The organism is Dactylosporangium sp. NPDC005555, from assembly GCF_040605635.1.
Taxonomy (GTDB): domain Bacteria; phylum Actinomycetota; class Actinomycetes; order Mycobacteriales; family Micromonosporaceae; genus Dactylosporangium.
The window spans coordinates 178,987-201,846 of sequence record NZ_JBEXDG010000001.1 but is presented as its reverse complement, the minus strand read 5'-3'; the positions used below and the strand labels follow the sequence as shown (position 1 = coordinate 201,846).

The window sequence follows — 22,860 nt, the reverse complement described above, 5'->3', positions numbered from 1 at the left end:
CGTGTCAGGATCGGTCGTCGGTTACCGCCCCCAAGGTTCCGGCCCGAGATCCGTAGGAGCCCTCGTGCGAAACCCCTCTCGCCCGCCGCTCTCGCCCGAAGCGGCCGCTGTCCTCAATGCCACCGGCCTGTCGCGCCGGACCCTGATGCGAGGCCTGTTCGCCGGTGGAGCGTTCATCGCGACGGGCGGCGCCCTCGCCGCGTGCGGCACGAAGCCCGCGAAGAAGTCGGAGGCCGAGAAGGCGGCGTGCACCGCCACCGACGTCTCCGCGACCGAGAAGAAGCTCACCTTCTCCAACTGGCCCCTGTACGTCGACGTCGACGAGAAGGACGAGAAGAAGCGGCCGACGCTCGACGCGTTCGCCGCCAAGACCGGCATCGCCGTCACGTACAACGAAGACGTCAACGACAACAACGAGTTCTTCGGCAAGGTGCGCAACCAGCTGCAGGCCTGCCAGTCGATCGACCGGGACGTCATGGTCCTCACCGACTGGATGGCCTCCCGTGTCGTCGGGCTCGGCTGGGTCCAGGCGTTCGACAACACCAAGACGCCGAACTTCACCAAGAACGCCCTCGCCACGCTGAAGAACCGGCCGTGGGACAAGGACATGAAGTTCGCCGCGCCGTGGCAGTCCGGCCTGACCGGCATGGCCTACAACGCGAAGGCGACCAAAGAGATCCGCACCATCGACGAGCTGCTCACCCGCGCCGACCTCAAGGGCAAGGTGGCGGTGCTGTCGGAGATGCGCGACACCGTCGGGCTGATCCTCATGTCGCAGGGCAAGGACCCGGGCACGGTCACCGACGCCGAGTTCGACGCCGCGCTGGACAAGCTGAAGAAGGCCGTGGACTCGGGCCAGATCCGCAAGTTCACCGGCAACGACTACAAGGAAGACCTGAACAAGGGCGACATCGCCGCCTGCATCGCATGGTCCGGCGACGTGATCCAGCTCAGCGCCGAGAACGAGGACGTCAAGTTCGTCACGCCCGAGTCGGGCCTGATGCTGTGGTCGGACAACATCCTGATCCCGTCGACAGCGACCCACAAGGGCAACGTCGAGCAGCTCATCGACTACTACTACGACCCGGCGGTCGCGGCGGAGCTGGCGGCCTACGTCAACTACATCTGCCCGGTCCAGGGCGCGCAGGACGAGATGCAGAAGCTCGACCCGGACCTGGCCAACAACCCGCTGATCTTCCCGGACGCGGCCACCCTCGCCAAGACCAAGGGCTTCAAGGCCCTGACCGAGGAAGAGGACAAGAAGTTCTCGGCGAAGTTCGAAGCGATCTCGGGAGCCTGATACATGTCCGGTGCGGAGCGGAGCGGAGAACCGGGCATCAGCCAGCTCAGCCTTGAGTCAGGGCGGCGCCGGAGCGCAGCGGAGGTGATGTCGTGACTGAGCAGCGACACGGTGACAGCGGTGCCGACCTCGACCTGGTCGGCGTGACGAAGTCGTTCGGCGCCTTCACGGCCGTCGACGACCTCAGCCTGACGGTGCCCCAGGGATCGTTCTTCGCCCTGCTCGGCGCCTCCGGCTGCGGCAAGACCACGACCCTGCGGATGATCGCCGGGCTCGAGGAGCCGACGACCGGCCGTATCCTGCTCGGCGACCAGGACGTGACCCGGCTGCGGCCCTACAAGCGTCCCGTCAACACGGTGTTCCAGAGCTACGCGCTCTTCCCGCACCTGAGCATCACCGACAACGTCGCGTTCGGCCTGCGCCGGCGCGGCGTCAAAGGCGTCGCCGACCAGGTGGAGCGGATGCTCCGCCTGGTCGACCTCGACGGCTTCGGCAAGCGCAAGCCGTCGCAGCTGTCCGGCGGGCAGCAGCAGCGGGTCGCGCTCGCCCGGGCCCTGATCAACCAGCCGCAGGTGCTGCTGCTCGACGAGCCGCTCGGCGCCCTCGACCTGAAGCTGCGCCGGCAGATGCAGGTCGAGCTCAAGCGGATCCAGACCGAGGTCGGCATCACCTTCGTGCACGTGACCCACGACCAGGAGGAGGCCATGACGATGGCCGACACGGTCGCCGTCATGAACGCCGGGAAGATCGAACAGCTCGGCAGCCCCGTGGAGATGTACGACTTCCCCGGCACCGCGTTCGTCGCCAACTTCCTCGGCCAGTCCAACCTCTTCGCCGGCACCGTCACCGGCCGGTCCGGCGACGACGTCCTGGTCGAGTCGCACGACGCCCGCTTCTCGGTGCCCGCCACCCGGACCCGCGCCGCGGACGGCTCGGTGTGGCTCGGCGTTCGGCCCGAGAAGATGCACCTCGCGGCGGGACTGGACAAGGTCCCGGCGGGGCACCAGTCCGTCACCGGGCTGATCACCGACTCCTCCTACGTCGGCGTCAGCACCCAGTACCTGGTGCGCGCCCCGTGGGGCGACGAGCTCACCGTCTTCGTGCCCAACTCCGGCATCGCCGCCCCGCTGGCGGTGGCCAGCGAGGTGACGGTGCACTGGCGGCCCGAGCACGCGTTCCTGCTGTCGCGTCCCGAAGGGCAGACGGTGGCGCCGGTCGTGGACGCCGAGGCACTCGCATGAGTGGGCCGGAGCGCAGCGGAGTGGCCGCTCATCATGGGCGCAGTGTTGGCTCAGGCCGGCGCCGGAGCGCAGCGGAGGTGACGGCATGAGTGCGCTGGGGCATGTCGGGGCGGGCGCCGCCGGTACACCGGCGAAACTCGAGAAACCGAGGAAACGCTGGCTGCCGTATCTGCTGCTGCTGCCCGGCGGCCTGTGGCTGATCCTGTTCTTCGCGGTGCCGTCGATCCAGCTCTTCGCGACCAGCCTCTACGACCCGAGCGGCTCGCTCGAAGAGGGCTACGCGATGACGTGGCAGTTCAGCAACTACGCCGACGCCGCCAGCGAATACCTGCCGCACTTCCTGCGCTCGCTCGGCTACGCCGCCCTGACCACCGTGATCTGCGTGCTGCTCGGCTACCCGCTGGCCTATGCGATCGCGCTCAAGGGCGGCCGGTGGAAGAACCTGCTGCTGATCTGCGTGATCGCGCCGTTCTTCACCAGCTTCCTGATCCGCACCCTCGCGTGGAAGGTCATCCTGTCGGACAACGGCTGGCTGGTGACGACCCTCAACACGCTGCACGTGCCGCTGCCCGACGGCCGGCTGCTCGCGACCACCCCCGCCGTGATCGCCGGTCTGGTCTACAACTTCCTGCCGTTCATGGTGCTGCCGCTGTACGCCAGCCTGGAGAAGCTCGACCCGCGCCTGCTGGAGGCCGCCGGCGACCTCTACGCCCGGCCGGTCGCCCGCTTCACCAGGGTCGCGCTGCCGCTGTCGATGCCGGGCGTCGTCGCCGGCACGCTGCTCACGTTCATCCCCGCCGCCGGCGACTACATCAACGCGCAGCTGCTCGGCACCAACCGGCAGTACATGATCGGCAACGTCATCCAGTCGAAGTTCCTCAGGGTCGGCGACTACCCGAACGCCGCCGCGCTGTCGTTCACGCTCATGGCCGCGATCCTGGTCCTGGTCTTCGTCTACGTGCGGCGCGCGGGAACGGATGAGGTGCTCTGATGCTGCATCGCCTACGCCGCTCCGTCGCCGACCACTGGGTCATGGCGATCGGCCTGCTCGTGCTGTTCTACCTGTTCGTCCCGATCGGCGTCGTCGCCGCCATGTCGTTCCGCGACGCCGGCCGCAACGCGCCCTACTCGCTGGAGAACTACAAGTTCACCTGGGCGCACTGGGCCGACCCGTTCGGCACCGCCGGCATCGGCGACGCCTTCTGGCTCAGCATCGTCATCGCGGCGCTGGCCACGCTCGGCGCCGTCATCCTCGGCACGCTCATGTCCTTCGCCCTGGCCCGCCACACGTTCCGGGGCCGGGCCGCGACCAACACCCTGATCTTCCTGCCGATGGCGACGCCCGAGATCGTCATGGGCTCCTCGCTGCTGGCGCTGTTCGTCGCCTCGGGCGTGCAGCTCGGCTTCTGGACGATCGTCATCGCCCACATCATGTTCTGCCTGTCCTTCGTGGTCGTCACCGTCAAGGCCCGCCTCGCCGGGCTCGACCCGCGGCTGCAGGAGGCGGCGATGGACCTCTACGCCAACGAGGTGCAGACCTTCCTGCGGGTCACGCTGCCCCTCGTGATGCCCGGCATCGTGGCGGCGGCGCTGCTGTCGTTCTCGCTGTCCTTCGACGACTTCATCGTCACCAACTTCAACTCCGGCAGCACCGTCACGTTCCCGATGTTCGTCTGGGGCGCCTCCCAGCGGGGCATCCCGCCGCAGATCAACGTGATCGGCACCGGCATGTTCGTCATCTCCTTCCTGGTCGTGCTGATCGGCCAGATCCCCAACATGCGTCGGCGAAAGGCGTAACTGCATGCGACTGCTCATCGTCGGCGCCGGCGGCGTTGGCTCCGCCGCCGTGCGCATCGCCGCCCGCCGGGACTTCTTCGAGGCCTGCGTCGTCGCCGACTACTCCCTCGACCGCGCGCGGGCGGCGGTGGCCGACGCCCGCTTCACGGCGGTCCAGGTCGACGCGTCGTCCGCATCCGCCGTCGAGGAGCTGTGCCGCGCCAACCGGATCACGCACGTGCTCAACGCCGTGGATCCCCGCTTCGTCATGCCGATCTTCGAGGGGGCGTTCGCCGCCGGCGCGCACTACCTCGACATGGCGATGTCGCTGTCGAAGCCGCACCCGTCGTCGCCGTACACCGAAACCGGGGTGAAGCTGGGTGACGAGCAGTTCGCCGCCGCCGGGCAGTGGGAGGCCTCGGACCGCCTCGCCCTCGTGGGCATCGGCGTCGAGCCCGGCCTGTCCGACGTCTTCGCCCGGTACGCCGCCGACGAGCTCTTCAGCGAGGTCCACGAGGTCGGCGTCCGCGACGGCGCGAACCTCGTCGTCGACGGCTACGACTTCGCGCCCTCGTTCTCCATCTGGACGACGATCGAGGAGTGCCTGAACCCGCCCGTCGTGTGGGAGCGGGACCGCGGCTGGTTCACCACGGCGCCGTTCTCCGAGCCCGAGGTGTTCGACTTCCCGGCGGGCATCGGGCCCGTCGAGTGCGTCAACGTCGAGCACGAAGAGGTCCTGCTCATCCCGCGCTGGGTCGACTGCCGCCGGGTCACGTTCAAGTACGGCCTCGGCGACGAGTTCATCGACGTGCTCAAGACGCTGCACAAGCTCGGCCTCGACTCGACCAGGAAGGTCCGGGTCGGCGGCGTCGAGGTCGCCCCGCGCGACGTGGTCGCCGCCTGCCTGCCCGACCCGGCCGGGCTCGGCGACCGCATGCACGGCAAGACCTGCGCCGGCACGCTCGTCACCGGCCTGGACAAGTCCGGCGCCGCTCGGAGCGTCTACCTGTACCACGTCGTCGACAACGCCTGGTCGATGGCCGAGTACGGCTCCCAGGCCGTCGTGTGGCAGACGGCGATCAACCCGGTGGTGGCCCTGGAGCTCCTCGCCTCCGGGGCGTGGTCCGGCCGTGGCGTGCTGGGACCGGAGGCGATGCCGCCGAAGCCGTTCCTGGAGTTGCTCACCGCATACGGCTCGCCGTGGGGTATGCAGGAAAAATGACCAGATACGGGCCGATGTACGGACCCGACGTCACGTTCCTCGGCGTGCCCCCGTGCGACCTCGCGGATCTGCCCGCGGCGGACGTGGTCATCATCGGGGCGCCCTTCGACGGCGGCACCTCGCACCGGCCCGGGACGCGCTTCGGCCCGGGCGCCATCCGGCAGGCCTGCTACCTCGCCCACGACGGCTCCCGCCCGTCCCTCGCGCTGCGCGTAGACCCGCTGCAGGACCTGCGGGTCTACGACGCCGGCGACGTCGAGATGTTCTCGGGCGACGCGGCCGGCTCCGTCGCTTCGCTGGAAGACGCGGTCTTCGCGGTCGCCGCCACCGGCGCCGTCCCGGTGATCCTCGGCGGCGACCACACGATCGCCTGGCCGGACGCCACCGGCGTGGCCCGGCACATCGGTCACGGCAGGGTGTCGATGGTCCACTTCGACGCGCACGCCGACACCGGCGACACCGAGTTCGGCTCCCTCGTCGGGCACGGCCAGCCGATGCGCCGGCTCATCGAGTCCGGCGCCGTGCGCGGCGACCGCTTCCTGCAGCTCGGTCTGCGTGGGTACTGGCCGGGCCCGGCCACGCTGGACTGGATGGCCGAGCAGCGGATGCGGTCCTACGAGATGACCGAGATCGTCGCCCGTGGCCTGGACGAGTGCCTCACGGAGGCGTTCACGATCGCGACCGACGACTGCGACGGCGTCTTCCTGTCCGTCGACGTCGACGTGGTCGACCCCGGCATGGCCCCGGGCACCGGCACCCCCGAGCCCGGCGGCCTCACCTCCCGGCAGCTCCTCGACGCGGTCCGCCGCTGCTGCTACGAGCTGCCGGTCGTCGGCGTCGACGTGGTCGAGGTGTCGCCACCGTACGACCACGCCGAGATCACCGCGTACCTCGCCAACCGCGTCGTGCTCGAAGCGCTGTCCGCCATCGCCAGGCGCCGCCGCGGCGACCCCTGGGACCCCCGGCAGCCGCTACTGCAGGGCCGCTAGCTCGGCCTCGGTGAGCAGCCGGGACCGGATCAGGAAGCGGACGCCCTCCGGGGCCTCCAGGGAGAAGCCGCTGCCGCGTCCGGGGACGACGTCGACGGTGAGGTGGGTGTGCTTCCACAGCTCGAACTGCGACTTCGACATCCAGAACGTGATCGGCTCCTCGACGCCCTCGATCCGCAGCGACTCCAGCAGCACGTCCGACGAGCCGGTGCGGAACTCGCCCTCCAGGTAGCACATGGGCGAGCTGCCGTCGCAGCAGCCGCCGGACTGGTGGAACATCAGCGGGCCGTGGGTGCCCCGCAGCGACCGCATGAGCTCGGCCGCCGCGGGCGTGACGTCTACCCGGGACATGGCTTAGAAGAACCCGAGCTTGTTGGGCGAGTAGTTCACCAGGAGGTTCTTCGTCTGCTGGTAGTGCTCCAGCATCATCTTGTGGTTCTCCCGGCCGATGCCGGACTGCTTGTATCCACCGAACGCGGCGTGCGCCGGGTAGGCGTGGTAGCAGTTCGTCCACACGCGACCGGCCTGGATGGCCCGGCCCGCTCGGTAGGCGGTGTTGGTGTCGCGGGTCCAGACGCCGGCGCCCAGGCCGTACAGCGTGTCGTTGGCGATCTTGATGGCGTCGGCGAAGTCGGCGAACGAGGTCACCGACACCACCGGGCCGAAGATCTCCTCCTGGAAGATCCGCATCGCGTTGTCGCCCTCGAAGACGGTCGGCTGCACGTAGTACCCACCGGCGAGCTCACCGCCCAGGTCGGCGCGCTCGCCACCGATGAGGACCTTCGCGCCCTCCTGCCGGCCGATGTCGAGGTACGAGAGGATCTTCTCCAGCTGGTCGTTGGACGCCTGCGCGCCGATCATGGTGTCGGTGTCCAGCGGGTGGCCCTGCTTGATGGCCTTCACCCGGTCGACGGCGGCGCTCATGAAGTCCGCGTAGTGCCCCTGCTGGACGAGCCCGCGCGACGGGCAGGTGCAGACCTCGCCCTGGTTGAGCGCGAACATCGCGAAGCCCTCCAGGGCCTTGTCGAAGAACGCGTCGTCGGAGCTGCTCACGTCGTCGAAGAAGATGTTCGGCGACTTCCCGCCGAGCTCCAGGGTGACCGGTTTGATGTTCTCGCTGGCGTACTGCATGATCAGCCGCCCGGTCGTGGTCTCGCCGGTGAAGGCGACCTTCGCGACCCGCGGGCTGCTGGCGAGGGGCTTGCCGGCCTCGACGCCGAAGCCGTTGACGATGTTGACCACGCCCGGCGGGAGCAGGTCGGCGATCAGGCCCATCAGGACATGGATCGAGGCGGGGGTCTGCTCGGCGGGCTTGAGCACGACCGCGTTGCCGGCGGCCAGGGCCGGCGCCAGCTTCCACGTCGCCATCAGGATCGGGAAGTTCCACGGGATGATCTGCGCGACCACGCCGAGCGGCTCGTGGAAGTGATACGCGACGGTGTCGTCGTCGATCTCGCCGAGGCTGCCCTCCTGGGCCCGGATGGCGCCGGCGAAGTAGCGGAAGTGGTCGATCGCCAGGGGGATGTCGGCGGCGAGGGTCTCCCGGATCGGCTTGCCGTTCTCCCAGGTCTCGGCGACGGCGAGGAGCTCCAGGTTGGCCTCCATCCGGTCCGCGATCCGGTTGAGGATGTTGGCGCGGTCGGCGACGGAGGTGCGGCCCCAGGCGTCGGCGGCGCCGTGCGCGGCGTCGAGGGCGGCCTCGACGTCCTCCGCGGTCCCGCGGGCGATCTCGCAGAACGTCTCGCCGGTCACGGGGGAGGGGTTCTCGAAGTACTGACCGCGGGCGGGCTTGACGTACTCGCCGCCGATCCAGTGGTCGTATCGGGGCTGGAACGTCACCAGTGCCCCGTCCTGGCCGGGTGCTGCGTAACGGGTCATGCGTGGACGCTAGTTACGGGAACGTTGCAACCACGTTGCGTCCGCCGGCGCGTACTCGTCGCCGAGCTGCCGGATCCGGTCCAGCGCCATCGCCGCGCGCGGCGAACCCGGCGGGAGCGCCGTGGCCAGGGCCTCCCACATCCACAGGTCGTCCGAGCCCCAGGGGGTGCGGGTCCACGCGTCGAGGAGCGCGGGGTCGTGGGAGGCGCGCACCGCCGCCCGGAGCTGCCCCTCGACGAGGCGCCGCAGCCGGACGATCCCCGGCGCGTCCGAGCCCGGCAGGAGGGGGCCGTCGTAGGCCCGCATGGCCGCGGGCACGTCGCCGCGTCGCAGCAGCGCCGTCACGTCCTGGAAGTCGCCGGTCACGGGCTCCTGGAGCCGGTAGGGCCGGGATGACAGCAGCGGCCCGAGAATCCGGCGCAACCTGGACAGTTCGGCCCGCACGGTCACCGGGTTGAGCTCGTCGCCGTAGAGCTCCAGGCCGAGCTGGTCGCCGGTGAGCCCCTCCGGGTGCTGCAGCAGCAGCACCAGCAGCTCACTGTGCCGCCGGCCGAGCTTCGAGGACCTTCCGCCCGCGCTCAGCACGCCCTCGTCCCGGCCGAGGGCGGCGAACCGCCCACACCGCACCGACGGCGGCAACGTCGCCAGGTGCGCCTCGGCGGCGCGGGCGGTCGCCTGGACCAGCGCGAGGCTGTGCGGGTTGGCCAGGTGGTCGCCGCCGGTCACGTCGACGGCGCCGAGCAGCAGCCCGGTGCGCGGGTCGTGGATCGGCGCGGCGGAGCACGTCCACGGCTGGGCCCGCCGGCTGAAGTGCTCGGTCGCGAAGATCTGCACGGCGTGGTCGACGGCGACGGCGGTGCCCGGCGCGTTGGTGCCGGCGTGCGCCTCGTCCCAGTGTGCGCCGGCGACGAAGTTCATCGCCTCCGCCTTGCGCATGACGGTGCTGTGCCCCTCGACCCACAGCAGCCGCCCATGCGCGTCGCAGATCGCCATGAGATGGTCGCCGTCCTCGGCGATGCTGCCGAGCAGGTCGCGGAAGAGCGGCAGGGTGTGCCGCAGCGGGTGGGTCGCCCGGTACTCCTCCAGGGAGCTCAGGTCGACGGGTGCGGCGGCGTCGGGATCCAGGTGCGCTGCGGCGCTGCGGCGCCACGAGTCGGCGACCACGCCGCGCACGCCGGTGGCGGCGCCCGCACCCGCCAGGAACGCGTCGTGGGCGGCGCCCATCTGCCGGATCCGCTCCCGCGGGTCGGCGCCGGCGCGCAACGCCAACCAGGGATTCCGCATCGCCCCATAGTGACCCGGGTCACGCATGATCCGCCAGTGCCCCTTTGGTGAGGGGCACCGGCGGATCGTCTAGAGCACCGACTCCACGATGTCCAGCGCGCGGCCGAGGGTGGCGTCGTCCATGACCAGCGGCGGCAGGAAGCGGATCACGTTGCCGTACGTGCCGCAGGTCAGCAGCAGCAGGCCGGCCTCGTGCGCCGCCTTCTGGACCGCCGCGGTCCTCGCCGCGTCCGGGGCCGGCCCGAACGCGCCGGTGGACCCCGGCACGACGATCTCCAGGGCGAGCATGGCGCCCCGCCCGCGGACCTCGCCGATCTCCGGGTGCGCGGCGGCGAGGGATTCCAGGCGCGGTCGCATGACCGACTCGATCCGTCGCGCCGAGGCGGGCAGGTCCAGCTCCCGCATCGTCTCGATCGAGGCCAGGGCCGCCGCGCAGGCGATGGGGTTGCCACCGTACGTGCCGCCGAGACCGCCGACGTGCACGGCGTCCATGACCTCGGCCCGGCCGGTCACCGCCGCGAGCGGCAGTCCGCCGGCGATGCCCTTCGCCGTGGTGATGAGGTCCGGCTCGACCCCCTCGTGCGTGGAGGCGAACCACTCGCCGGTGCGGCAGAAGCCGGTCTGGATCTCGTCGGCGACGAACATCGCCCCGCTGGACCGCGCCCACGCGGCCAGCGCGGGCAGGAACCCCGGTGCCGGGACGATGAAACCGCCCTCGCCCTGGACCGGCTCGATGAGCACGGCGGCGACCTGGTCCGCGCCGACCTGCTTCTCGATCATGCCGATCGCCAGGGCCGCCGCGTCGGGTCCGGAGAGCCCGTCGCGCAGCGGGTAGGACATCGGCACCCGGTAGATCTCGCCGGCGAACGGGCCGAAGCCGTGCTTGTAGGGCATGGCCTTCGCGGTCAGCGCCATCGTGAGGTTGGTGCGGCCGTGGTACGCGTGGTCGAACACCACCACGGCCTGCCGCCCGGTGGCGTGCCGGGCGATCTTCACCGCGTTCTCCACCGCCTCGGCGCCGGAGTTGAACAGCGCGGAGCGCTTCTCGAACGTGCCCGGGGTCAGCGCGTTGAGCTGCTCGCACACCGCGACGTAGCTCTCGTACGGCGCGATCATGAAGCAGGTGTGGGTGAAGCGCTCGACCTGCCGCCGCACCGCCTCGACCACCTTCGGCGCGGCGTTGCCGACGTTGGTGACGGCGATGCCGGCGGCCATGTCGATCCACTCGCGGCCGTCCACGTCGGACAGCGTGCCGCCCGACGCGTGGTCCACGTAGGACGAGATCATGCTGCCGACGCCGCGGGCGACCGCAGAGGTCCTGCGCTGGTGGATGTCCTCGGAGATCGTCATCTACAGCTCGATGTTGTGCATGACGTGCTTGATGCGGGTGTAGTCCTCCAGCCCGTACATGGACAGGTCCTTTCCGTAGCCGGAGGACTTGAAACCGCCGTGCGGCATCTCCGCGACGATCGGGATGTGGGCGTTGACCCACACGCAGCCGAAGTCGAGCCGGCGGGTCATCCGCATCGCCCGGCCGTGGTCCTTGGTCCAGACGGAGGAGGACAGCCCGTACTCCACGCCGTTGGCCCAGCGGACGGCCTCGTCCTCGTCGGTGAAGCGCTGCACGGTGATGACGGGCCCGAAGACCTCGTCCTGGATGATCTCGTCGTCCTGGCGCAGGCCGGACACGACGGTGGGGGAGTAGAAGTACCCCTTGTCGCCGACCCGCGCGCCGCCGGCGTTCAGCTTCGCGTGGTCCGGCAGCCGGTCCAGGAAGCCGGCGACCCGGGCCAGCTGGTTCGCGTTGTTGAGCGGGCCGTAGAGCACGTCCTCGTCGTCGGGCGCGCCGGTCTTCGTCGCGGCGGCCTGCTCGGCGATCGCGGCCACGAAGTCGTCGTAGATGCCGGGGCCGGCGAGCACCCGGGTGGCGGCGGTGCAGTCCTGGCCGGCGTTGAAGTAGCCGGCGACCGCGATCGCCTCGGCCGCGGCGGCGAGGTCGGCGTCGTCGAAGACCACGACCGGCGCCTTGCCACCGAGCTCCAGGTGGGTGCGCTTGAGCATGGGCGCGGCGGCGCCGGCGACCTCACGGCCCGCGCGGACCGAGCCGGTGATCGACACGAACTGCGGGATCGGGTGCGACACGAGGGCCCGGCCGGTGTCCCGGTCGCCGGTGACGACGTTGAGCACGCCCGGCGGCAGGAACTCCGCGGCCAGCTCGGCCAGCAGCAGGGAGGACACCGGGGTGGTGTCCGACGGCTTGAGCACGACGGTGTTGCCCGCGGCGAGCGCCGGCGCGATCTTCCAGATGGCCATCATCAGCGGGTAGTTCCACGGGGTCACCTGCGCGCAGACGCCGATCGGCTCGCGGCGCACATAGCTGGTGTGGCCCTGCATGTACTCCCCGGCGGACTTGCCCTCCAGGACGCGGGCGGCGCCGGCGAAGAACCGGACCTGGTCGACGGCCGGGGGCAGCTCGTCGCTGGTGGTGAGCGCCCGGGGCTTGCCCGTGTTCTGGCATTCGGCGTCGATGAGCTCGGCGGCGCGGTCCTCCATCGCGTCGGCGAGCTTCAGCAGCGCCCGCTGCCGCTCCGCGGGGGTGCTGTCCCGCCAGGACTCGAACGCCCGGCCGGCCGCCTTGACGGCCCGGTCGACGTCGGCCTCGCCGGAGACCGGCGCCGAGGCGAACACCTCACCGGTCGACGGGTCGATCAGGTCCGAGTAACGGCCGTCGGCGGGCGCCACGTAGGCGCCGTCGATGAAGTTCTGCAGTTGCTTGGTCATTGTCCACTCCTTTGAGTGCCGGCAGGCACATCCTTCCACCGATTCCGCAGTGCACAACCCCTTGAGCAACTGTTTCCGCGTCGTGAACAGGCTTCCGGCGGCGTAGGCTGGCAGGTGTGATCCCGTTCTACATCGCCGGCCGACCGGCGACCAGCGACGACGCCGTCGAGATCCGCCACCCGTTCGACGGCCGCGTGGTCGGCAGCACCTCCAACGCCACCCCCGCGCAGGTCGAGGAGGCCGTCGCGGCCGCCTCGGCGGTCCGCGCCGAGGCCGCCGCCCTGCCCGCCAGTGTCCGCGCCGCCGCCCTGGACCACGTGAGCGCCCGGCTCAAGGAGCGCGCCGAGGAGATCGCCCGGCTGATCACCGGGGAGAACGGCAAACCCCTGAAGTGGTCGCGCGGCGAGGTCGGCCGGGCGGTGTCCACGTTCCGCTGGGCCGCCGAGGAGGCCCGCCGCTTCTCCGGCGCCGTGCAGCGCCTCGACACCGACCCCGCCGCGACAGGCAGGATGGCGCTGGTCAAGCGGGTGCCGAAGGGTGCGGTGCTCGGCATCGCGCCGTTCAACTTCCCGCTCAACCTGGTCGCCCACAAGGTCGCCCCGGCGATCGCGGTCGGCGCGCCGATGGTGCTGAAGCCCGCCCCGGCGACCCCGCTCAGCGCGCTGCTGCTCGGCGAGATCCTCGCCGAGACCGACCTGCCGGCTGGCATGTGGTCGGTCGTCCCGATCCCCAACGACCGGGCGCCGGCCCTCGTCGCCGACCCGCGCCTGCCGGTGGTGTCCTTCACCGGCTCCGGCCCGGTCGGCTGGCAGATCCGCGAGGCGGTGCCGCGCAAGCACGTCACCCTGGAGCTCGGCGGCAACGCCGCGGTCCTCGTCTGCGAGGACTGGGACGACCTGGCCTGGGCCGCGACCCGCGTCGCCACATTCTCCAACTACCAGGCCGGGCAGAGCTGCATCGCCGTGCAGCGCGTCTACGTCCACGACCGGCACTTCGACGCGCTCACCGACCAGCTCGTCGCGGCGGTCGAGGCCCAGGTGACCGGCTCGCCGTGGGAGGACGCCACCGACGTCGGCCCGATGATCAGCGAGGCCGCCGCGCAGCGGGTCGAGTCCTGGGTCGCCGAGGCCGTCGCGGCCGGCGCGAAGATGCTGACCGGCGGCACCCGCGACGGCGCCGCCTACGCCCCGACCGTCCTGACCGGGGTGCCCCGCGACGCGAAGGTCGTGTGCGAGGAGGTCTTCGGCCCCGTCCTGGTGCTGGAGCGGGTCGCCTCCGACGAGGCAGGTCTCGCCGCGGTCAACGACTCGCAGTTCGGCCTGCAGGCCGGCGTCTTCACCCGGCGCCTCGACCGCGCCTTCGAGGCGCACCGCGTCCTCGACGTCGGCGGCATCGTCATCGGTGACGTCCCCAGCTACCGCGCCGACCAGATGCCCTACGGCGGCGCCAAGGCCAGCGGCATCGGCCGGGAGGGTCTCGCCAGCGCCATGGCCGACTACACCGAGGAGCGCGTCATGGTGCTGACGGGTCTGCAGCTGTAGGCGCCGCGGAGCCCGGCGGCCTGGCCTCCGTCTCGTGCAGGCGCTGGTCCCAGACGTCGGGCTCCAGGAAGATGAAGCACTCGTCATCCAGGTCCTCTCGGATGCGGGTCTCGGCGCTGTTGATCGCCGCCGACACGTGCGCCACGGTCTCGCCGGCGGCGAAGGCGACCTTGGCCGCGATCAGCAGCTGGTCCGGGCCCAGGTGCATGGTCCGCAGGTGGATCATGCGCTCGACCAGCGGCTCGGCCTCGATCGCGGTCTCGATCCGGCGCAGCGTCTCCTGGTCGGCGGACTCGCCGATCAGCAGGCTGCGCATCCGCGTCGACAGGGTGATCGAGATGATGACCAGCAGGATGCCGATGGCGATGGTGCCGACCGCGTCCCAGCGCCCGTCGCCGGTGACCACGGCGAGGGTGATCCCGACCGTGGCGAAGAGCAGACCGGTCAATGCCCCGAAGTCCTCGGCGATCACCACCGGCAGCTCAGGCGACCGGGTGGTCCGGATGAAGCGCAGCCACGGCAGCCCGCGCCGCTCCGGCTGCGCCTCGTGCACGGCCGTGCGCAGCGAGAAGCCCTCCAGCACGATCGACACCCCGAGCACCGCGAAGGCCCAGATCGGCGACTCGACCGGCTCCGGGGAGTGCAGCTTCTCCCATCCCTCGAACAGGGCGAAGACGCCGCCGACAAGGAAGATGACGAGCGTCACCAGGAAGCCGTAGAAGTAGCGGAAGCGCTGGTAGCCGAAGGGGTGCAGGGGCGAGGCGACCCGCTTCGCCCGTCGCCCGCCGATGAGCAGCAGCAGCTGGTTGGCGGTGTCGGCGACCGAGTGCACGGCCTCCGCCAGCAGCGCCGAGGACCCCGTGAAGAGGAACGCGACGAATTTGCTGACCGCGATGCCGAGATTGGCGGCGAACGCGGCGATGATCGCCCTCTTGGAGCTACCTTCCTCGGCCACGACCATGCTGATACCACACCCGTGACGTGAACTAACACCGGCAACTGCGGACTGACCGGTACGCGGATCGTCGCCGCACTAGGCTTCGACAGAGGACAGCGACCACGACAGGAGCGCGGACTGTGATCGACCTGAGCCGGATCGTCAAGGCCTACGACGTGCGGGGGACGGTGCCCGACCAGCTCAACGAGCCGGTCGCGGAGGCGCTCGGCCGCGCGTTCGTGCAGACGCTGCGTAGCCGGGGGGAGTTCGCGGAGCGCGTGGTGACCGCGCACGACATGCGCGAGTCGGGTCCGGCCCTCGCGGCCGCGTTCGCCGCTGGCGTGCAGGCCGAGGGCGCCGACGTCGTCGAGTCGGGGCTGGGCTCCACGGACCTGCTGTATTTCGCGTCCGGCACGCTCGACCTGCCCGGCGCCATGTTCACCGCCAGTCACAATCCCGCGCAGTACAACGGCATCAAACTCTGCAAGCGGGGCGCGAAGCCGGTCGGTCAGGACTCGGGTCTCACCGAGGTCCGCGAGCGTGCGCAGGCGATCCTGGAGGGCCGCGGCGAGGCGCCGTCCGGCGGGCGGGTCGGCGGGATCGAGCAGCGCGGCATGCTGGCGGGCTATTCGGCCTACCTGCGCGGTCTGGTCGACCTGAGCGGCATCCGGCCGCTGACCGTGGTCGTCGACGCGGGCAACGGCATGGGCGGCTACACGGTGCCGGCCGTGCTCGGCGAGGGCCTGCCGCTGACGATCATCCCGCTGTACTTCGAGCTGGACGGCTCGTTCCCCAACCACGAGGCCAACCCCCTCGAGCCGGCCAACCTGGTCGACCTGCAGGCGAAGGTCCGGCAGACCGGCGCCGACCTGGGCCTGGCCTTCGACGGCGACGCCGACCGGTGCTTCGTCGTCGACGAGCGCGGCGAGGCCGTCTCACCCTCGACGATCACGTCGATGGTCGCGGTGCGGGAGCTGGCGAAGGCCCCGGGCGCCACGATCATCCACAACCTCATCACCTCCCGGGCCGTGCCGGAGATCGTGCGCGAGCACGGCGGCGTCCCGGTGCGCACCCGCGTCGGGCACTCGTTCATCAAGGCCGAGATGGCCACGACGGGCGCGGTGTTCGGCGGCGAGCACTCCGCGCACTACTACTTCCGCGACTTCTGGGGCGCCGACACCGGCATGCTCGCCGCGATGCACACCCTCGCGATGCTCGGCGCCCAGGCCGCCCCGCTCTCGGCGCTGACCAAGGACTACGTCCGCTACGCGGACTCCGGGGAGATCAACTCGACGGTCGCCGACCCGGCCGCGAAGCTGGCCGAGATCCAGGCGGCGTATCCGGTGCCGGTCGACCACCTCGACGGGATCACGCTGGACTTCCCCGACGGCAGCTGGGTCAGTGTCCGCCCGTCCAACACGGAGCCGCTGCTGCGGCTTAACGTTGAGGCGCCGACCGCTGAGCGGATGGCGGAGCTGCGCGATGCGATGCTTGCCGTCATCCGCCGCTGACGATGCTGCCTGAAGGAGTTGGAAGAGTCGTGTCCGTCGACCCCGCCCTGCTTTCCATCCTGCGCTGCCCGGACGAGCACCACGCCGAGCTGACCCTCGACGAGGAGGCGCAGACGCTGACCTGCACGCAATGCGGGCGGATCTTCGAGATCCGGGACGGCATCCCGGTGCTCCTGCTCGACGAGGCCCGTTCCCCCGAGAGTGGTGCCGAGTGAACCCCCTGGAAGGCACCGCGGGCGTCCGCGGGCACCGCGAGATCGACCTGTCGCTGCTCGACGACGCCGCCGCCCTGGAGCGCAGCGACCCGGGCGGCATGCTGCGCGCCACCGCGTCCGCGGGTGCGCAGGTGCGCGAGTCGGCGGCCCTTGCGGCGGAGACCGACCTGAGCGCCCTGGCCGACGAGGGGCGCCCGCGGGCGGTCGTCGTCGCCGGGGTGGGCACCGCCGCCCGCACCGGCGACATCCTGGAGACGGTGGCGGGCCCGCGCTGCCCGGTGCCGGTGCTCGCGCACCGCAGCGCCGGCATCCCCGGCTGGGTCGGCGCCGCCGACGTCGTCATCGCCGTGTCCGCGTCGGGCCGCTCCCCGGAGGCCCTCGCGGCCGCCGAGGCCGCCGGTCGTCGCGGCGCCCGGCTCGTCGCGATCGGCGCCCCCGACACGCAGCTGCACGCGCTCGCCGACCGCTTCCGCGCGCCGTTCATCCCGGTGCCGCGCCGCGCCCCGGCCCGGGCCAGCCTGTGGGGCCTCGCCGTGCCGGTGCTCCTCGCCGGCCGGCAGCTCGGCCTGGTCAAGGTCAACGAGGCGGACTTCGCGGAGACCGCCGCACGCCTGGACGCCGAGGCCGACCGCTGCCGCATGACCCTGGAGTCGTTCGTCAACCCGGGCAAGAGCCTCGCGCTCGACCTGGCGCTGTCCGTGCCGATCGTCTGGGGCTCCTCGCCCCTGGCCAACGTCGCGGCCCGGCGCTTCGGCGACACCCTCGCCGCCAACGCCCGCTACCCGGCAGTCGCCGGCGCCCTCGGCGAGGCGGGCCGCGGCCGGGTCGGCCTGCTCGACGGCGTCTACGGCGGGCTCGCCGAGGCCGGCCGCGACATCTTCGCCGACCCCGCCGACGAGGACGAGTCGGTCACCCGCCTGCGGCTGGTCCTGCTCCGCGACGGGGGCCTCGCCGAGGACGAGGAGGAGGCCGACGGCGAGCCCTCCGCGGTGGAGGAGAAGCGCGCCGAGGCCGTCCAGCAGCTCGCCGAGCGCCGCGGTGTGCGGGTCAGCCTCATCACCGCCGAGGGCGGGTCGGCGCTGGAGAGATTGGCGTCTCTCGTCGCTGTGCCGGACTTCGCTTCGATCTATCTTGGACTCGCACACGGCTTCGACCCGATGGCCGTGCCCGCGGTCTCGGAGATGAAGGAGCTGGTCAGTCCATGAGCGAGCCACGCGAGCGAATCGTGTTGCAGCGTGTTTTGGAGCCTCGTGGCGCCGGTGAGCGAAGCGAGGCGGCGGCATGAGCACAGAGGGCGGGACGAAGGCCGTTGTCGCGGCACTGTTCGCGAACCTCGGCATCGCTGTCACCAAGTTCGTGGCGTTCCTGCTCACCGGGTCGTCTTCGATGCTGGCCGAGTCCATCCACTCCGTCGCCGACTCCGGCAACCAGGGCCTGCTGCTCTTCGGCGGCCGTCAGGCCAAGCGGCGGGCGGACGCCGAGCACCCGTTCGGCTACGGCCGGGAGCGCTACGTCTACGCGTTCGTCGTCGCGGTCGTGCTGTTCTTCGTCGGCGGGATCTTCGCGCTGTACGAGGCCTGGCACAAGATCGGGCACCCGGAGCCGATCGACAAGTGGCAGTGGGTCCCGGTCGTGGTGCTGGTCGCCGCGATCGTCATGGAGAGCCTCTCCTTCCGCACCGCGATCGTCGAGGCGCAGAAGGTCAAGGGCGCCGACGTCACCTGGTGGCAGTTCATCCGCCGGGCGAAGCAGCCGGAGCTGCCCGTCATCCTGCTCGAGGACCTCGCGGCCCTGGTCGGTCTCGTCCTCGCCCTGTTCGGCGTCAGCCTGACCCTGATCACCGGCGACGGCATCTGGGACGGCGTCGGCACCGCCGCGATCGGCGTCCTGCTCATCGTGGTCGCCGCGATCCTCGCGGTGGAGATGAAGGGGCTGCTCGTCGGCGAGGCGGCGTCCCCGGAGCAGATCGCGCAGATCCGGGCCGCCATCGTCGCCGGGCCCGAGGTCGAGTCGCTGATCCACATGCGGACCGTCCACCTGGGCCCCGACGAGCTCCTCGTCGCGGCGAAGATCGCGGTCCGGCACGACGAGACCGCGGCCGAGGTGGCCCGCGGCATCAACGCCGCCGAGTCCAGGATCCGGGCGGCGGTCCCGATCGCCAGGATCATCTACCTGGAGCCGGACATCTACGAGGCGGGGAAGCCGGTCAGGACCGACGAACTGCCGGACACAGCGGAGGCGCACTGACGTGGAGCTGCTCGACAGCCCGATCCGCAGGTACGCGTGGGGGTCGCAGACCGCGATCGCCACGCTGCAGGGGCGTCCCGCGCCGACGGCCGAGCCGGAGGCGGAGCTGTGGATGGGCGCGCACCCGGCGAGCCCGTCCCGCCTCGCCGTCAGCGGCATGCCGCTGACGGACGCGATCGCCGCGGACCCGGCCGGCCTGCTCGGCGCGTCCGGCGTCGAGCGGTTCGGCCCGCGGCTGCCGTTCCTGCTGAAGATCCTCGCGGCGGCGCAGCCGCTGTCGCTGCAGGCGCACCCGACCCTGGCGCAGGCCAGGGAGGCGCACGCGGCCGGCCATCCGTCCTACGTGGACGCCTGGCACAAGCCGGAGATGCTGGTGGCGCTCACCGACTTCGACGCGCTGTGCGGCTTCCGTGACCCGGCGGTCACCGCCGGGGAGCTCGCCGCGCTCGGCGTCGACGGGCTGGAGCAGACGGTCGGCGCACTGCGCCAGGACGACCCGGCCGCCGCCCTGCACGACGCGGTGCGCGGCCTGCTCGGCAAGCCGGACCCGCGGCTGGTGGACGAGGTCGTGGCGGCCTGCGCCGGTCGGCAGGGCCCAGCGTACGAGCTCGCCGGGGAGCTCGCGGCGCAGTATCCGGGCGACGCCGGTGTCATCGTCGCGATGCTGCTCAACCGGGTGCGGCTGCACCCGGGCGAGGCGGTCTGGATGCCGGCCGGCAACCTGCACGCCTACCTGCGCGGCGTCGGCGTGGAGATCATGGCCGCGTCCGACAATGTGCTGCGCGGCGGCCTCACCCCGAAGCACGTCGACGTCGACGAGTTGCTGCGGGTGCTGCGCTTCGAGGTGCTCGACGACCCGGTCACCCGGGCCACCCGGCTCGCGCCCGGCCTGGTCACGTGGCCGGTGCCGGTCGGTGATTTCACCCTGCACCGGGCGGTCCTGGACGCCGGCACGCCGGCGGTCCGGCTGCCCGGCGGCGGGCCGCGGATCGTGCTCTGCGTGCGCGGCGGCGTGCGGGTCGACGACGGCGTGCTGCCGGTCACCCTCGAGGCCGGGCAGGCGGCGTTCGCGCCCGCGACCCGCGGCGAGATCGCCGTGAGCGGCGAGGGCGACGTCTTCCAGGCCGCGACCCCGTAAGCCGCAACCCAAAAGGCGGCGACTTGTCCGGATTCGTCTTGACATTACGAGTGCGCAGGGTAATGTTCTGACTACGCAGGGTTCGGCATTGCGTCCGAGCCCCACGCGGGGGAACCAAACCGGGGGGAAGTGCGGGGCGGTGAGAGCAATCTCACCGCCCCGTGCGCTGTCCAAAGGCCAGTGAACATCCCTAGTGCGCTGACGCGTACCGTAAGAGTCGCGCCGCCTTTGGGGCCCTCGGCCGCGCCCGGTCGATCAGCACGCCGATCAGCGCGGACCGCGACGGGCCCAGACCCAGACCCGGCCCACAGACCAGGAGACTGCATGACCAGCACGCTGCCGCCGCGGACCGACCAGGCAAGCCGTCCGAAGACCGTCGCCGAGGGCGACTTCAAGGTGGCCGATCTTTCCCTGGCGGCCTTCGGGCGCAAGGAGATCCAGCTCGCCGAGCACGAGATGCCCGGTCTGATGGCCGTCCGCCGTGAGTTCGCCGCGTCGCAGCCCCTGCGGGGCGCGCGGATCACCGGCTCGCTGCACATGACGATTCAGACCGCGGTGCTGATCGAGACCCTGACCGCGCTCGGCGCGCAGGTGCGCTGGGCCAGCTGCAACATCTTCTCCACCCAGGACCACGCCGCCGCGGCCATCGCCGTCGGCCCGGAGGGCACGCCGGAGAACCCGTCCGGCGTCCCGGTCTACGCCTGGAAGGGCGAGACCCTGGAGGAGTACTGGTGGTGCACCGAGCAGGTCCTGCTGTGGCCGGACGGCGAGGCGCCCAACATGATCCTCGACGACGGCGGCGACGCCACGCTGCTGGTGCACAAGGGCAAGGAGTTCGAGGGTCTCGGCGCGGTCCCCGCGGTCGACACCGCCGACTCCGAGGAGTATGCCGTCATCCTCGGTCTGCTGCACACGTCCCTCGCGGAGGACAAGGGTCGCTGGACCAAGGTCGCCGACGGCATCAAGGGCGTCACCGAGGAGACCACCACCGGCGTGCACCGTCTCTACGAGATGCACCAGCAGGGCGCGCTGCTCTTCCCGGCGATCAACGTCAACGACTCGGTCACCAAGTCGAAGTTCGACAACAAGTACGGCTGCCGTCACTCGCTCATCGACGGCATCAACCGGGCCACCGATGTGCTGATCGGCGGCAAGGTCGCGGTCGTGTTCGGCTACGGCGACGTGGGCAAGGGCTGCGCGGAGTCGCTGCGCGGCCAGGGCGCCCGGGTCATCGTGACCGAGGTCGACCCGATCTGCGCGCTGCAGGCCGCGATGGACGGCTACCAGGTCGCCACGATCGAGGACGTCGTCTCCACCGCCGACATCTTCATCACTGCGACGGGCTGCCTCGACGTCCTCACCGCCGACCACATGGCGCAGATGAAGCACCAGGCGATCGTCGGCAACATCGGCCACTTCGACAACGAGATCGACATGGCCGGCCTGACCAAGCGCTCCGACGTCAAGCGGATCAACATCAAGCCGCAGGTCGACGAGTGGAAGTTCGACGACGGTCACTCGATCATCGTGCTGTCGGAGGGCCGCCTGCTCAACCTGGGCAACGCGACCGGCCACCCGAGCTTCGTGATGTCCAACAGCTTCACCAACCAGGTCATCGCGCAGATCGAGCTGTTCACCAAGCTCGAGGAGTACCCGGTCGGCGTCTACACGCTGCCGAAGCACCTCGACGAGAAGGTCGCCCGGCTGCACCTGGGCGCCCTCGGCGTCAAGCTCACCGAGCTGACCAAGAAGCAGGCCGAGTACCTCGGTATCCCGGTGGAGGGTCCCTACAAGTCGGACCACTACCGCTACTGATCCCCGCGCGAAAAGGGCCCGGTCGCCACGGCGGCCGGGCCCTTCGCCGTCGCGCCCTTCTACAACTTGTAGAACCCCCCGAGGGGCCGGTAAGGTAACGCTGACCTAAGTAAGGTTCGGCTAACCTGCGGAGCCCAGAATGACTGCCATCTACCTGATCGGCCTTCGCGAAGGGCTTGAGATCACGCTGGTGGTCTCGATTCTCGTCGCGTTCCTGGTCAAGAGTGATCGCAAGCACCTGCTGAAGCACGTCTGGGCGGGAGTGGCCGCCGCCGTGCTGCTCTCCGTCGGCTTCGCCGCCCTCCTCGAAGCGGGCGCGGCGACGCTGACCTTCGAGCAGCAGGAGCTCTTCGAGGCGTGCGCCTCGTTCGCCGCCGTCGTCTTCGTCACCTGGATGATCTTCTGGATGCGCCGCATGGCCCGGCGGATGGCAGCCGAGCTGCGCGGCCGGCTCGAAGAGGCGATCCAGGTCGGCGCCTGGGCGATCGCCGGTATGGCCTTCCTCGCGGTGGTCCGCGAGGGCCTGGAGACCTCGATCCTGTTCTACGCGGCGGCGCAGGGCACCAAGGACTCCGCCGAGCCACTGATCGGCATCACGCTCGGCCTGCTCACCGCGGTCGTGCTCGGCTGGCTGCTCTACGCCAGCGCCGTGCGCATCAACCTGACCCGCTTCTTCACCTGGACCGGCGCGCTGCTCGTGCTCGTCGCCGCCGGGATCTTCAAGTACGGGGTGCACGACCTGCAGGAGAGCGGCGCCCTGCCGGGCATCAACACGCACGCCTACGACGTGACCGGGGTGCTGCGGCCGGACGCGTGGTACGCCGAACTGCTCCGCGGCATGTTCAACATCACGCCGCAGCCGACCGTGCTGGAGACGGTCGCCTGGCTCGGATACGGGATCCCGGTCCTGGTCCTGTTCCTGCTGCCCCTGCTCAGGACCCCGAAGCCGGCGCCCGAGCCGGTCAGCACCTCCGCATGAACCCGA

20 protein-coding genes are annotated in these 22,860 nt (G+C 70.9%); 14 read left to right on the top strand and 6 right to left on the bottom strand.

Annotation, left to right across the window (positions count from 1 at the left end):
• Nucleotides 1–64 precede the first annotated feature (64 nt).
• The 6 genes from ABZS58_RS01030 (at nt 65) to speB (ending at nt 6,528) form a co-directional block, all read left to right on the top strand.
• A complete protein-coding gene (locus ABZS58_RS01030) occupies nt 65–1,300 on the top strand; it encodes a spermidine/putrescine ABC transporter substrate-binding protein (RefSeq protein ID WP_354776247.1) in 1,236 nt (411 codons plus the stop codon).
• A 92-nt stretch (nt 1,301–1,392) separates the two neighbouring features.
• Nucleotides 1,393–2,541, top strand: a complete 1,149-nt coding sequence (locus ABZS58_RS01025; RefSeq protein ID WP_354776245.1) for an ABC transporter ATP-binding protein — start codon at nt 1,393–1,395, stop codon at nt 2,539–2,541.
• A gap of 85 nt (nt 2,542–2,626) precedes the next feature.
• Nucleotides 2,627–3,532: an ABC transporter permease gene (locus tag ABZS58_RS01020; protein WP_354776243.1), complete on the top strand. Its 906-nt coding sequence runs from the start codon at nt 2,627–2,629 to the stop codon at nt 3,530–3,532.
• The gene (locus tag ABZS58_RS01015; RefSeq protein ID WP_354776241.1) at nt 3,532–4,338 is read left to right on the top strand and encodes an ABC transporter permease; all 807 of its coding nucleotides are present in this window, start codon (nt 3,532–3,534) and stop codon (nt 4,336–4,338) included. Before ABZS58_RS01020 ends, ABZS58_RS01015 begins: the two co-directional genes overlap by 1 nt.
• 4 nt (nt 4,339–4,342) lie before the next feature.
• On the top strand, nt 4,343–5,539 hold the full coding sequence (locus ABZS58_RS01010) for a saccharopine dehydrogenase C-terminal domain-containing protein (protein ID WP_354776239.1): 1,197 nt from the start codon (nt 4,343–4,345) through the stop codon (nt 5,537–5,539).
• Nucleotides 5,536–6,528, top strand: coding sequence for an agmatinase (gene speB / locus ABZS58_RS01005; RefSeq protein ID WP_354776237.1), 993 nt, complete (start codon nt 5,536–5,538; stop codon nt 6,526–6,528). The genes ABZS58_RS01010 and speB overlap by 4 nt, the downstream gene beginning before the upstream one ends.
• On the opposite strand, the gene ABZS58_RS01000 is transcribed toward speB, so the two are convergent.
• The 5 genes from ABZS58_RS01000 to ABZS58_RS00980 form a co-directional block, all read right to left on the bottom strand.
• The gene (locus tag ABZS58_RS01000; RefSeq protein WP_354776235.1) at nt 6,511–6,879 is read right to left on the bottom strand and encodes a DUF779 domain-containing protein; all 369 of its coding nucleotides are present in this window, start codon (nt 6,877–6,879) and stop codon (nt 6,511–6,513) included. The genes speB and ABZS58_RS01000 overlap by 18 nt on opposite strands.
• A gap of 3 nt (nt 6,880–6,882) precedes the next feature.
• A complete protein-coding gene (gene adh / locus ABZS58_RS00995; RefSeq protein WP_354776233.1) occupies nt 6,883–8,406 on the bottom strand; it encodes an aldehyde dehydrogenase in 1,524 nt (507 codons plus the stop codon).
• A gap of 9 nt (nt 8,407–8,415) precedes the next feature.
• Nucleotides 8,416–9,690 (bottom strand): GAF domain-containing protein, encoded by a 1,275-nt coding sequence (locus ABZS58_RS00990; protein ID WP_354776231.1) that lies wholly within the window; start codon nt 9,688–9,690, stop codon nt 8,416–8,418.
• Between the two features lie 69 nt (nt 9,691–9,759).
• On the bottom strand, nt 9,760–11,040 hold the full coding sequence (gabT, locus tag ABZS58_RS00985; protein ID WP_354776229.1) for a 4-aminobutyrate--2-oxoglutarate transaminase: 1,281 nt from the start codon (nt 11,038–11,040) through the stop codon (nt 9,760–9,762).
• Nucleotides 11,041–12,471: a gamma-aminobutyraldehyde dehydrogenase gene (locus ABZS58_RS00980; protein ID WP_354776227.1), complete on the bottom strand. Its 1,431-nt coding sequence runs from the start codon at nt 12,469–12,471 to the stop codon at nt 11,041–11,043.
• Nucleotides 12,472–12,587: 116 nt separating this feature from the next.
• On the opposite strand from ABZS58_RS00980, the gene ABZS58_RS00975 reads away from it, so the two are divergent.
• A complete protein-coding gene (locus ABZS58_RS00975; RefSeq protein ID WP_354776225.1) occupies nt 12,588–14,012 on the top strand; it encodes an aldehyde dehydrogenase family protein in 1,425 nt (474 codons plus the stop codon).
• Here the strand turns inward: ABZS58_RS00975 and ABZS58_RS00970 are convergent.
• Nucleotides 13,984–14,967: a cation diffusion facilitator family transporter gene (locus ABZS58_RS00970; protein WP_354776223.1), complete on the bottom strand. Its 984-nt coding sequence runs from the start codon at nt 14,965–14,967 to the stop codon at nt 13,984–13,986. The two genes, ABZS58_RS00975 and ABZS58_RS00970, sit on opposite strands and share 29 nt — an antisense overlap.
• 122 nt (nt 14,968–15,089) lie before the next feature.
• On the opposite strand from ABZS58_RS00970, the gene ABZS58_RS00965 reads away from it, so the two are divergent.
• The 7 genes from ABZS58_RS00965 to efeU all read left to right on the top strand — a co-directional run bounded on the left by ABZS58_RS00965 (nt 15,090) and on the right by efeU (nt 22,854).
• Complete coding sequence (locus tag ABZS58_RS00965; protein WP_354776221.1) at nt 15,090–16,460, top strand: phosphomannomutase/phosphoglucomutase; 1,371 nt, start codon at nt 15,090–15,092, stop codon at nt 16,458–16,460.
• Nucleotides 16,461–16,489: 29 nt separating this feature from the next.
• Nucleotides 16,490–16,675, top strand: coding sequence for a Trm112 family protein (locus tag ABZS58_RS00960; RefSeq protein WP_354776219.1), 186 nt, complete (start codon nt 16,490–16,492; stop codon nt 16,673–16,675).
• A gap of 5 nt (nt 16,676–16,680) precedes the next feature.
• Nucleotides 16,681–17,880 carry an SIS domain-containing protein gene (locus ABZS58_RS00955; RefSeq protein ID WP_354776779.1) on the top strand — a complete coding sequence of 400 codons (1,200 nt, stop codon included), beginning with the start codon at nt 16,681–16,683 and terminating at the stop codon, nt 17,878–17,880.
• Nucleotides 17,881–17,956: 76 nt separating this feature from the next.
• Nucleotides 17,957–18,922 (top strand): cation diffusion facilitator family transporter, encoded by a 966-nt coding sequence (locus tag ABZS58_RS00950; protein WP_354776217.1) that lies wholly within the window; start codon nt 17,957–17,959, stop codon nt 18,920–18,922.
• Nucleotide 18,923: 1 nt separating this feature from the next.
• Nucleotides 18,924–20,060 carry a mannose-6-phosphate isomerase, class I gene (gene manA / locus ABZS58_RS00945; protein ID WP_354776215.1) on the top strand — a complete coding sequence of 379 codons (1,137 nt, stop codon included), beginning with the start codon at nt 18,924–18,926 and terminating at the stop codon, nt 20,058–20,060.
• 324 nt (nt 20,061–20,384) lie between these two features.
• A complete protein-coding gene (gene ahcY / locus ABZS58_RS00940) occupies nt 20,385–21,875 on the top strand; it encodes an adenosylhomocysteinase (RefSeq protein ID WP_354776213.1) in 1,491 nt (496 codons plus the stop codon).
• 139 nt (nt 21,876–22,014) lie between these two features.
• On the top strand, nt 22,015–22,854 hold the full coding sequence (gene efeU / locus ABZS58_RS00935; protein WP_354776211.1) for an iron uptake transporter permease EfeU: 840 nt from the start codon (nt 22,015–22,017) through the stop codon (nt 22,852–22,854).
• Nucleotides 22,855–22,860: the final 6 nt, after the last annotated feature.

What these genes read in the sequence shown, in the direction of transcription:
- gabT (WP_354776229.1), bottom strand. Translation starts at nt 11,040, where the DNA reads ATGACGATCTCCGAGGACATCCACCAGCGCAGGACCTCTGCGGTCGCC.
- ABZS58_RS01020 (WP_354776243.1), top strand. Translation starts at nt 2,627, where the DNA reads ATGAGTGCGCTGGGGCATGTCGGGGCGGGCGCCGCCGGTACACCGGCG.
- adh (WP_354776233.1), bottom strand. Translation starts at nt 8,406, where the DNA reads ATGACCCGTTACGCAGCACCCGGCCAGGACGGGGCACTGGTGACGTTC.
- ABZS58_RS00990 (WP_354776231.1), bottom strand. Translation starts at nt 9,690, where the DNA reads ATGCGGAATCCCTGGTTGGCGTTGCGCGCCGGCGCCGACCCGCGGGAG.
- ABZS58_RS00950 (WP_354776217.1), top strand. Translation starts at nt 17,957, where the DNA reads ATGAGCACAGAGGGCGGGACGAAGGCCGTTGTCGCGGCACTGTTCGCG.
- ABZS58_RS01010 (WP_354776239.1), top strand. Translation starts at nt 4,343, where the DNA reads ATGCGACTGCTCATCGTCGGCGCCGGCGGCGTTGGCTCCGCCGCCGTG.
- ABZS58_RS01015 (WP_354776241.1), top strand. Translation starts at nt 3,532, where the DNA reads ATGCTGCATCGCCTACGCCGCTCCGTCGCCGACCACTGGGTCATGGCG.
- speB (WP_354776237.1), top strand. Translation starts at nt 5,536, where the DNA reads ATGACCAGATACGGGCCGATGTACGGACCCGACGTCACGTTCCTCGGC.
- ABZS58_RS01000 (WP_354776235.1), bottom strand. Translation starts at nt 6,879, where the DNA reads ATGTCCCGGGTAGACGTCACGCCCGCGGCGGCCGAGCTCATGCGGTCG.
- ABZS58_RS00980 (WP_354776227.1), bottom strand. Translation starts at nt 12,471, where the DNA reads ATGACCAAGCAACTGCAGAACTTCATCGACGGCGCCTACGTGGCGCCC.
- efeU (WP_354776211.1), top strand. Translation starts at nt 22,015, where the DNA reads ATGACTGCCATCTACCTGATCGGCCTTCGCGAAGGGCTTGAGATCACG.
- ahcY (WP_354776213.1), top strand. Translation starts at nt 20,385, where the DNA reads ATGACCAGCACGCTGCCGCCGCGGACCGACCAGGCAAGCCGTCCGAAG.